Origin of the sequence: Streptomyces durocortorensis, assembly GCF_016901035.1 — a bacterium.
GTDB classification, from domain to species: domain Bacteria; phylum Actinomycetota; class Actinomycetes; order Streptomycetales; family Streptomycetaceae; genus Streptomyces; species Streptomyces durocortorensis.
On the sequence record NZ_JAFEUF010000232.1, the window covers coordinates 1 to 10,440 of the forward strand.

Below are 10,440 nucleotides of genomic sequence, written 5' to 3' on the forward strand. Positions count from 1 at the left end.
CCGGTCTGCTCGCCCCCGCACTCGCGCCGGACGCCTGGGACGGCTGCGGGGCCTGGTTCGGTCCGGCCGAGGACGGCCGGGGCCGTGGGTTCCGCCGGGGTTCGAGGTGGTGCCGCAGAGTGCGGGCGGTCTGGACGAGCGCCTCGCGGCGGCCTTCGGCGGGTGTACGGGGCCGGCCCTCCTGGTCGGCATGGACACCCCGCAGCTGACGGCCGGTCTGCTCGCCCCCGCACTCGCGCCGGACGCCTGGGACGGCTGCGGGGCCTGGTTCGGTCCGGCCGAGGACGGCGGGTTCTGGGCCCTGGGCCTGGCGGAACCCGATCCGGCTCTGCTGCGCGGGGTGCCGATGTCCCTCCCGGAGACCGGCGCGGTGCAGCGGAGCAGGCTGGTGGAGGCGGGGCTCGCTGTGCGCGATCTGCCGGTGCTGGTCGACGTGGACACCGCGGCCGACGCCCACCGGGTCGCCTCGGCCGCGCCGGGCGGCCGGTTCGCCGCGGCGCTCGGCCGGCTGACCGGGGCGGGGGTGCGATGAGTACGACCGTGCCCTCGTCCGAACTCGCCGCACCGGCCTCCGCCGACCGCACCGAAGCCCCCGACGCCCACCACGAGGCCGCCGCCGACACCGCGTACACCTCCGACGCGCCGGCCCGGGCGGGCACGGTCCGCACCGCGCCCTGGGGCGCCGACCCGTACGCCAACGCCCTGCGCACCGGCCGTGGTCCGCTGTTCCTGCGCCGCAGCGACGGCTGGCTGCTGCCCCTGGACGTGGAGCGCTGGTGCTCCGACGCGGGTTCCGCCGACCTGTCCGCGCTGCACCGGTGCGAGGGGCCGGTGCTGGACATCGGCTGCGGACCGGGGCGGCTGGTCGCCGAACTGGCCTCGCTCGGGCACCGGGCGCTGGGCATCGACGTCAGCGAGGCGGCGGTGGCCCGTACCCGCGGTCTGGGCGGCGCGGCCCTGCTCCGCAGCGTGTTCGACCCGTTGCCCGGGGAGGGCCGTTGGGGCACCCTGCTGCTCCTCGACGGCAACATCGGCATCGGCGGCGACCCGGCAGCCCTGCTGGACCGGGCGGCCGATCTGCTCGGCGCCGGCGGGCTGCTGATCGCCGAGACCGCTCCCGTGGACGTGGACGAACGGGTCCGGGTCCGGCTCGACGACGGCCGGGGCGGGCCGGACGGAAGGGCCGCCCCGGCCGCACCCGGCGCGGCCGCCGAGCCGTTCCCCTGGGCGCGGATCGGGACGCCGGCCCTGCTGCGGCACGCCCGGGCGGGCGGCTGGCGGACGGCCGATCAGTGGGGTGCGGAGGGACGGACCTTCGTCTCGCTGCGCCGTCCGGTACGGGAGCGGAGCGCCCGGACCAGCAGCCAGAGCGCGGAGAGCGCGAACAGCACACCGGTGATCAGCAGCCAGTTGCCGAAGTAGACGTCCGGGGTGGTGCCGGCGGCGGCCTCGTACCGCCGTTCGGTACGCCGGGCGATCAGCGGGAACCAGATCAGCAGGAGCAGCCCGGAGAGGAACGCCGGAACCCGGACGAAGTTCACCAGGGCCGTCCGGGGGCCGAGCGCGGCGCGCAGGGCCCGGTCGGCCCCGGCGTACACCGGCAGCAGCACCAGGTCGTGCAGGACCGCCGACCCGGCGAACCAGAGCAGGACACCGACGGTGTCCCCGTCCAGCAGCCGTACGCCCGCGTAGCCGGCCAGGCAGAACGTGGCGACGAGCAGGACCAGATGGAGCGGGCCCTCGCCGTACCGGCGGCGCGGCGAGAAGCGCGAGCGGCGGGGCGGGATGGAGGGGGGCGGCACGGCCCGGGTGGACATCACAGCTCTCCGAACGTCAGGGTCTCGACCCACTTGGTGTTCAGCACCCCGGGCGCGGCGGGGACGATGATCCGGGCCGGGTAGCCGTGGTCGGGCGACAGCGGGGCGCCGTTCACCTCCAGCGCGAGGAGCGAGCGGCCGTCGCGGACCTGGTTGTCGCGCAGTGCGGCCTTGCGGAAGGAGCCGCCGCGCTGGAGCGACTCGACGAACACGCCCGGCGGCCGGTCCGGATATCCGGCGAGCGCCGCCAGGTCGGCGAGCCGCACCCCGCGCCACCGCTGGTCCGAGGTCGACCAGCCCTCCACGCAGGCGATCGGCAACTCCGCGCTGTGCTGTTCCATGGCCAGCAGTTCGGCCCGGGAGAAGCGGAGTTCCCCGGCCGGCCCCCGTACCGTCAGCCGCCAGTTCTCCCCGGTGTCGGCGGGTGTGATCCGTACGGCGGAGGCGGTCTTGTTGACCTGGAAGGCGTTCGGTCCCGGCCCCGGGTCGGTGCCGCCGCGCGGGGTGAGCAGCGCGATGCGGCGCAACGGCCCGTCGAAACTGCGGCCGGCCGATGTGATCAGCAGAAGCAGCGAACCGGCTCCCACCATGGCCAGCGCGCCGCGCCGGGACAGGGTGGCGGGCAGCGGGTCGGGGGCGGCGAGGGTGTCCGTCCCGCGGCGTGGGGGGCCGCTTTCACCGCGCGGAGTGCCGCTTTCCCCACGCCGGGTGCCACCTTCACCGCGCGGGATACCCTGCCGCAACACCCGTACGGCCTGCGGCGTCTTGAGGACCGTATGGGTGACGAACCCGGCGAGGAAGACCCAGGCCCCGTAGAAGTGCAGGGTGTAGAAGGACCCGGGGAAGAGGTAGTCCAGCTGGATGTTGAGCAGTCCGGTGACGAACTGGAACAGCGCCCCGCCGATGAGCAGCAGCAGCGAGAGCCGCTCCAGGGCGTGGCCCACGGAACGGGCGGGCGGCAGGGCGAAGAGGCGGGGGATCACCGACCAGAGCTTCGCGAGCAGGACGGGCACGAGCACGATGCCGACGGTGACGTGCAGGCCCTGGGTCAGCCGGTAGAGCCAGTGCGGGCCGGTCGGCCAGGAGAACAGGTAGAAGCCCAGCCATCCCTTGCCCGGGGTCTTGTCGTTGACCGGGTTCAGGTCCGGGTTGTAGGCGGCGTAGGAGAGCAGCCCGGTGACGAACAGCAGGGTGAGGCCGACGAGCAGGACGACGCCGAGCACGGCGGTGAAGCGCGCCCCGCGCACGGGGCTGCGCCAGAACCCCGGGTCTGCGGGGGTGCGCAGGGCGCGGAGGGTGCGGAGGGTCTCGGGGAGGGAGCGGGTCGGGCGGCGTTCGGGCATAGGGCCGACGCTAAGCGGCGAACGGCGCCGACGGGGGATGCGACTCCTGACGAAACTCTGACGTCACCGCCGGACGGGGGACCGGACGCCCGTCACGGCCGGGCATGGATCTGTCAGATCTGACGGATCTGACGGTTCGGTGACGCGGCCCTGCCGTACCGCCCGATCGCCGCCCGGTGTGCATAGCGTGCCAGCGTGAAGACCGAGGACGTCACCCCCACGGACACCGCCGACGGCACCGGGCACGGCCCGCCCGCACCGCCGGACCGCACCAACGACCGGGTCCGGCGCGCGGGGCGGGCGGATCTGATCGCCGCCGCCGCGGGCGTACTGCTGGTCGTAGCCGCCGTGCTCATCGGCAGGATCATCCAGGACCGGGACGGAACGCTGTTCGCCCAGTGGCCGCCCTTCCTTGCCTCCTGGGATCCCCACCTGGGCCCCGGCACCCCCGCCGCGCTGACCATGGCCGTCCTGGTCGTCGCGTACGGGCCGCCGCTCGCCGCCCGGCTGCCCTGGCGCGGGCTGCTGGTCTCGGCCTGGGCCGGGTCCACGGCCTGGGTCTTCTCGATGGCGCTGATCGACGGCTGGTACCGGGGCGTCGAGCGGCGGCTCACCACCAAGCACGAATACCTGCGGGTCATCGACCGCTTCGCGGACATCCCCGCCACGCTGCGCGGCTTCACCGACCACATCCTGGTCGAGGCGCCCGGCAACTGGCCCGCCCATATCGCCGGGCACCCGCCGGGCGCGACGCTGACCTTCGTGTGGCTGGACCGCATCGGGCTCGGCGGGGGCGCCTGGGCAGCCGTCTGGTGCGTCGTGGTGGGCAGTTCGGCGGTGCTGGCCGCCCTCATCACCGTGCGGGTGCTGGCCGACGAGCGCATGGCCCGGCGTGCCGCGCCCTTCCTCGTCCTCGCCCCGGCCGCCGTCTGGGCGGGCGTCTCCGCCGACGGCTACTTCGCGGCCGTCGCCGCCTGGTCGGTGGCGCTGCTCGCCCTGGCCGCCACCCGCCGGGTCCGCTTCCCGGCAGCGGCAGCGGTCGGCGGGGGTCTGCTGTTCGGGTGGACCTGCTACCTCAGTTACGGGCTGGGGCTGATGGCGGCCGTCCTGCTCGCGGTCCTGGTGCTCGCCAGGACCGCCCGCCCGGTGCCGGTGTTCCTGCTCGGCGCGCTCGTGGTGCCGGTGGCCTTCACCCTGGCCGGATTCAACTGGTGGACCGCCTACCACCTGTTGGTCGAGCGCTACTACCAGGGCGCGGGCGGCGTCCGCCCGTACGGCTACTGGGTCTGGGCCAACCTGGCCTGCGCGACCGTCGCGGCGGGGCTCGCCGCCGTCGCCGGGCTGCGCCGGAGCGCGGTGGTGGCGCCCGGCGCCGTACAGGCGCTGCGGCGCGGCCCTGTGGCGGCCTCCCCGGAGGGGCGGCTGGCCCTGCTCGTCCTGGCGGCGCTGGCGGCACTGCTCGCCGCGGACCTCTCCGGCATGAGCAAGGCGGAGACCGAGCGCATCTGGCAGCCGTTCCTGCTGTGGCTGCTGCCCGCGGCGGCGCTGCTGCCGCGCCGGAGTGTGCGGTGGTGGCTGGTCGCGTCGGCCGTTCCGGCTCTGCTGGTCAACCACTTCCTGTGGACGGGGTGGTGAGGGCCGGTCAGACCGCTGGTCTCGGCGACCCGCTGGACCTGGACGGGGCGTACGCGGGGTGAGGTGTCCGGGTCGGCCGGCAGGAGGCCGATGACCTTGGGCAGCGCTCGTACGCGGCACCGTGCGTCCTTGGCGCCTCACCTGCGAAAAGGGGTGCCGAAGCGCACTTCCACACGCCTGGCCGCGCCCCCTCTCCCCCGTACCAGGTCACTTGGTGTCCAGGTCCCGGCGGCGAAAACCCGTAAGACCCAGCAGGATCAGCCCGGCCGCGACGGCGGTCAGCGCCAGCAGCGGGGTCCAGTTCATTCCGGCGGCCGGGAGCTGGGGCACATGGCCGAAGGGCGACAGATTCTTCGTCCAACCCGGGAGCTGGAGGATCGGCCCCAGGTATCCGGCGAGGAACGCGTACACGGGCACGATCCAGGCCGCCGCTCCCGCCCGCGGGAACCACCCGAAGAGCAGGACGGCCACACCGACGGTGACCCACAGGGCCGGGGCGTACGCGGCCGCCGCCAGCGTCAGTTCGAGGACCAGGCTCCCGTCCCCCGCCGATGCCGCGCCCGAGACGCCGAAGCCCAGCCCGGCGAGGACCAGCAGCGCCGTCCCGCCAGCCAGGGCGACGGCGATGTGGCTGCCGAGCCAGCGGTCGCGGGAGAGGCCGGTGGCCAGGAGCGGTTCGGCGCGGCCGGCGTTCTCCTCGGCACGCGGTCGCAGCGCGGCCATCACCACGTAGACGGCGGCGACGACCGCGACGACGACCATCACCATCGACGCGAACGACTCAGCCACGGTGGCGCCGCCGATGCCCTTGAGCGCCTCCTGGAGTTGCTCGACGCTCTCCACCATGTCGGCCGCCTCGCCGAGGATCGAGCCGTACGTGACGCCCATCAGGCACAGCCCTGCGGCGAAGCCGAGCAAAGTCGCCCGGTGCAGCCGCAGGGCGAAGCCGAAGGGCCGGGTGAGTGCGTCGGAGGCGGTACGCCGGCCGAGCCGCGCGGGGCGCAGGCCCGCGCCGACATCGCGCCGGGTGCTCAGGACGAAGCCGTAGGAGGCGGTCGCGGCGGCGAGAAGGAAGCAGAGGGCGAGCGGCCACCACCGGTCGTCGACGAAGACGTAGGTGCGCTGGATCCAGCCGATCGGGCTCAGCCAGGACAGGGCGTCGTTGCCCACGTCGCCGGAGGCCCGCAGCACGTAGGCCACGCCGATCGCCGCGAGCGCCAGGCCCGACGCGCCCCGGGTGTGTGCCGTCAGTTGCGCGGTGATCGCGGCGACACCGGCGAAGACGAGCCCGATCGCGGCGTGCGCGAGGCCGTACAGCAGCGCGCCGCCCGGACCGATTCCGTCGATGCCCGTCGCGGTGAGCCCCAGGGCAAGCAGCAGGGCGAGTCCGAGGTTGGCCACGGCGGCGACCGCCAGGGCGGAGGCGAGGTGGGCGTGGTGGCCGACGTCTGTGGAGCGGACCAGTTCGGCGCGGCCGGTCTCTTCCTCGTCGCGGGTGTGCCGGGTGACGATCAGGACGCTCATCAGGCCGACCAGGACGGCCATGAAGCCGAGCATCTGGTGGCCGAGCATCGCACCGGCGGTGTAGTCGGACAGGTAGTGACGGGGGCCGGTCATGGCGAGCGCGGCCGGGCTGTCCATGGACCTGACGGCGGCGGCGCGCTGCTCGGGGGTGGAGTACAGCGACGTGTACTCGGCCGCGGTGGCCAGCGTGCCCAGGGTGAGGGCGAGCAGCCATCCGGGCAGGCGGACGCGGTCCCGGCGCAGGTTGAAGCGGAGGAGGGTGCCGGTGCCGGTAAAGGCGGCGAGGACGGCCCTGTCCGGCGTGGACCTTCCGGGGGCGTCGAGCGGCGCGGCGATACCGGTCATCGGTCGACACCGCCCGAGGCGGGTGAGGAGGCCGAGGATGCGAGTTCGTCGCCGTAATGACGCAGCATCAGCTCTTCGAGCGTCGGCGGATGGCTCGTCAGGCTCCGGATGCCGAACTCGCCGAGCCCGCGGATCGCCGCGTCGAGATGTGCTCCGTCCACGGCGAAGTTCACCCTTCGGCCCGTCACCGTCAGCCCGTGGACGCCGGGCAGGGCGTCGAGTCCGGTGGCCGGGCGCTCGGTCTCGGCCTCGACGGTCGTGCGCGTGAGGTGGCGCATTTCGCCGAGCGTGCCCGACTGGACGGTGCGGCCCTGGCGGACGATGCTGACGCGGTCGCAGAGCTTTTCGACCTGGGCCAGGATGTGGCTGGAGAGCAGCACGGTCTTCCCCGCGGCCTTCGCCTGAAGGATGACGTCCTGGAAGACGACCTCCATCAGGGGGTCGAGGCCCGCCGTGGGCTCGTCGAGGAGGAGCAGTTCGGCGTCGGAGGCGAGCGCGGCGACGATGGCGACCTTCTGCCGGTTGCCCTTGGAGTAGGCGCGGCCCTTCTTGGCCGGATCGAGGTCGAAGCGGTCGATGAGTTCGTCGCGGCGCCGCCGGTCGAGACCACCGCGCAGCTTCGCCAGCAGGTCGATGGCCTCGCCTCCGGTCAGGCCCGGCCACAGCTCGACGTCCCCGGGGACGTAGGCGAGCCGCCGGTGCAGCTCGACCGCGTCCTTCCACGGGTCCTTGCCGAGAAGTCGGACGCCGCCGGAGTCGGCGCGCAGCAGACCCAGCAGGACGCGGATCGTCGTGGACTTGCCCGCCCCGTTGGGTCCGAGGAAGCCGTGGACCTCGCCTGCCTGTACGTCGAGGTCGAGGCCGGTGAGGGCGTGCGTCGGACCGAACGACTTGTGCAGCCCGGAGATGGTGATGGCCTTCTTCATGTTTCGAAACTACGCTTCTTTCAGAAATGTGTGAAGTTAAGGAAGTGTATGAATCGCTCGTAGACTGGCCGGAGGCGCGGGCGGCACGCGAGCGTCGGGAACCACGGAGACCGGGGTCGGAACATGGATGAGCAGCGGACGGACAACCGCACGGACGGCGACGACGAGGCGGAGGCCGTCTCCCGGTTCGTGGAGCGTTTCGCCGCCCAGCTGGTCCAGGCAGGCATGACCCGCATGCCGTCCAGGGTCTTCGCCGCCCTGCTCTCGTCGGAGCTGGGAGCGCTCACCTCCGCCGAACTGAGCGAGCAGCTGAAGGTCAGCCCGGCAGCCGTGTCGGGAGCCGTCCGCTATCTCGCCCAGGTCAACCTGGTCAGCCGCGAGCGGGAGCCGGGATCCCGGCGGGAGCGCTATCGCGTACAGGGCGATCAGTGGTACAACGCGCTGCTGGAGCGGGACGCCTTCCTGAGGAACTGGCAGACCACGATGCGGGAGGGCGTGGAGCAGTTCGGGCTCGACACCCCGCAGGGCCGCCGGATCAACGACACCCTGGAGTTCTTCCTGTTCCTGGAGAAGGAGCTCGGGTCGCTGATGCAGCGGTGGGCGGCCCACCGGGCGGAACACCTCGGGGGCTGAGGGGGCACTTCACGGCGGGGCGTTCCTTCGGCCCGCCGCACCTGTCAGCTCACGCGTTGTTCGGCGAGGTCGAGCCAGTGCTCCACCTCGGACGAGGTGAAGTGCCGGATGGCCCAGTCGACCATGCGCAGGCTCATGTGCGCCCACGCGGGCCGCAGGACGTCCTCCGGAACCGCGTCGAGTACGGCGTCGAGGTGTCGCGTCACTCGCGGGTCCGCTCCCCCGCCGTGGATGCCGAAGCGCAGGGTGACCAGGTCGAACCGGTGGTCACCGCGGGCGGCCCCGTCCCAGTCGATGACGCCGGTGATCGAGCCGTCGGCCGCCAGCAGGTTTCCGGGGTGGAAGTCCATGTGCACGGCGTCGTCGCCGGCCAGTCGGCCGGGGTGGCCGGCGCCGACGGCAGCGACCCACTGCTCCAGGGCGGCGCTGCGACGGTTGTGCCGGCGCAGCGGCTCGTGCAGGCAGTAGCCGGGGCCGTCCTGACGCAGGAACAGCTCTGCGGCGGGAACACCGGGCAGGTCGGCGAGCCGGCCGGCCTGCAACCGGTTGAGCTGGAGGGCCTGGACCAGCCCGCGGAGATCGAGGCGGTCGATCTTCATGCCGGGCAGAAGCTCCTGAACGGTGACGACCGCGTGGCCCACCTGGGCCACCAGCTCGGTGTCCGGGGCCGGGCAGCCTGCGTCGCGCATCACCCGGCTGACGGTGAGCGGCCCTGCCTCCATGTCCGCCGCGCGGCTGTACGGTCGCCACTTGAGCACGGAGCGGCGACGGTCCGGCCGGCGAACATAGGCGGCGCCGACCTGCCCGCCCGGACACAGGCCGTCCAGGGTCAGCCGGACACCGGTTTCGACATGGAGGGCGTCGAGCATCCGGGCGGCGTCGAGGCGCTCCGCCCGCGCCCAGCGGTGCGATGGAGAGGTCATGGACCCATGATGGCCGCGCGCTCCTTGACGCCCCGGGCCGGGCGTCGGACGCTCACCGCATCCCCGCCGTGCTGGCGGGCCGTACCGCGCCCGGGCCGAAGCGGGCGCGGGCGCGGTCGGCCGCGGCCTCGATGCGGCGGGACCGGTCGTCGTCGGGGCCGAAGGTCAACTGCCGGGAGGCGGAAGCGGCGTCGCCGAGTTCGCCCGCGCGCAGGGCGAGGGAGCGGACCCGGGCCCGTTGGAGCCCCAGGGAGCCGTGCAGCGCGTGGGCGGCGGCGCGGAGCCGGGGGGTGTGTGCGGTGGCCTCGGGCAGGGTGCGGCTGCGGATGATCGACGAGTGGCCCGCACGGTCGGCGTACAGGACGGTCAGGGTCAGCGCCCGGCAGGTCTGCCGCTCGTCGCGGAGCTGGGCGCCGAGCTGTTCGGTCAGGTGGGTCAGGGCGGCCCGCTGGCGGGCGGCGTCGGACTCGTCGTGGCCGAAGCGGTGTTCGGCGTCGACCGTGCGGGGCGGGGCGCCGGGAGCGACCCGGGTGGGGTCGATTCCGGCCGCGTGCTCGCGGAGCGTACGCCCGGGGGCCGCGCCGAGGATGCGCTGGAGGGTGAGCAGCGGGGTGGCGGCGATCCGGTCGGCGGTGCGCAGGCCGTACGAGGCCAGGGTGCGGACCGTGGCCGGACCGACGCCGGGCAGCGCGGCGACGGGGAGCCCGGTGAGGAACCGGGTGACGGCCTCGGGGTCGTCGGGAACGGTGCGGATGGCGCCGGGCTCCCCCCGGTGTGCGGCGAGCCGGGCGAGGAGCGGGTTGGGGCCGATGCCGACCGTCACGTCGAGGCCGTGGAGCGCGGCCGCGCGCATCCGGATCAGGGCCGCGAGCCCATCGGCGTCGCGGTCGAAGTAACGGGTGCTTCCGGACACGTCGGCGAGGGCCGCGTCCGGCGGCAGGGCCTGGGCGACGGGGGTGAACTCGCCGACCATGTCGAGGAGTCGGCGGTAGGCGGGGTCCGGCTGCGGGTCGCCGAAGTGAAGGTAGAGGATCATCCCGGTCACCCCGCGCTTCCGGGACTCGCGTGGTGGAAGGACCGCCCGTCGAGCGCGTCGAGTGCGGGCAGGCCGGCGGAGGCGGGAGCGCCGGGCGGCTGGAGGTCGGCCCAGGGGTGCAGCTCATACCCGTTCGGCTGGGTGAGGGTGCGGCGCGGTGCGGCCCGGCGGGGGGTGGGCCCGGATGCCGCGGGCGCCGGCCGCGGTGCCCAGCTCCCAGGACCCGGTCCCCGCCGCCCCGCCGGGGGACCCGCCCGG

Annotated in this window: 8 protein-coding genes and 1 pseudogene; 4 read left to right on the forward strand and 5 right to left on the reverse strand. The window is 74.1% G+C overall.

Going from position 1 to position 10,440, the window contains the following annotated elements:
- Positions 1 to 70: 70 nt before the first annotated feature.
- Positions 71 to 532: pseudogene (locus JS521_RS29295) on the forward strand (TIGR04282 family arsenosugar biosynthesis glycosyltransferase); the annotation flags it as partial.
- Complete coding sequence (locus JS521_RS29300; RefSeq protein WP_205085960.1) at positions 529 to 1,422, forward strand: class I SAM-dependent methyltransferase; 894 nt, start codon at positions 529 to 531, stop codon at positions 1,420 to 1,422. The pseudogene JS521_RS29295 and the gene JS521_RS29300, both read left to right, overlap by 4 nt.
- Positions 1,423 to 1,816: 394 nt before the next feature.
- Here the strand turns inward: JS521_RS29300 and JS521_RS29305 are convergent, their stop codons facing one another.
- On the reverse strand, positions 1,817 to 3,160 hold the full coding sequence (locus tag JS521_RS29305; protein WP_205085961.1) for a molybdopterin-dependent oxidoreductase: 1,344 nt from the start codon (positions 3,158 to 3,160) through the stop codon (positions 1,817 to 1,819).
- Between the two features lie 195 nt (positions 3,161 to 3,355).
- On the opposite strand from JS521_RS29305, the gene JS521_RS29310 reads away from it, so the two are divergent.
- The gene (locus tag JS521_RS29310; RefSeq protein WP_205085962.1) at positions 3,356 to 4,795 is read left to right on the forward strand and encodes a hypothetical protein; all 1,440 of its coding nucleotides are present in this window, start codon (positions 3,356 to 3,358) and stop codon (positions 4,793 to 4,795) included.
- A gap of 207 nt (positions 4,796 to 5,002) precedes the next feature.
- Here JS521_RS29310 and JS521_RS29315 read toward each other — a convergent pair whose 3' ends face one another.
- Positions 5,003 to 6,664, reverse strand: a complete 1,662-nt coding sequence (locus JS521_RS29315; RefSeq protein WP_205085963.1) for an ABC transporter permease — start codon at positions 6,662 to 6,664, stop codon at positions 5,003 to 5,005.
- Positions 6,661 to 7,590 carry an ABC transporter ATP-binding protein gene (locus tag JS521_RS29320; RefSeq protein WP_205085964.1) on the reverse strand — a complete coding sequence of 310 codons (930 nt, stop codon included), beginning with the start codon at positions 7,588 to 7,590 and terminating at the stop codon, positions 6,661 to 6,663. The genes JS521_RS29315 and JS521_RS29320 overlap by 4 nt, the downstream gene beginning before the upstream one ends.
- A 123-nt stretch (positions 7,591 to 7,713) precedes the next feature.
- Here JS521_RS29320 and JS521_RS29325 point away from each other — a divergent pair, with 123 nt between their 5' ends.
- Positions 7,714 to 8,223: a GbsR/MarR family transcriptional regulator gene (locus JS521_RS29325; protein ID WP_205085965.1), complete on the forward strand. Its 510-nt coding sequence runs from the start codon at positions 7,714 to 7,716 to the stop codon at positions 8,221 to 8,223.
- Positions 8,224 to 8,267: 44 nt separating this feature from the next.
- Here the strand turns inward: JS521_RS29325 and JS521_RS29330 are convergent, their stop codons facing one another.
- Entirely contained in the window at positions 8,268 to 9,146 is an 879-nt protein-coding gene (locus tag JS521_RS29330; RefSeq protein ID WP_239487998.1) for a phosphotransferase, read from the reverse strand.
- A 52-nt stretch (positions 9,147 to 9,198) separates the two neighbouring features.
- Positions 9,199 to 10,182, reverse strand: a complete 984-nt coding sequence (locus tag JS521_RS29335; RefSeq protein ID WP_205085966.1) for a DNA polymerase Y family protein — start codon at positions 10,180 to 10,182, stop codon at positions 9,199 to 9,201.
- Positions 10,183 to 10,440 lie beyond the last annotated feature (258 nt).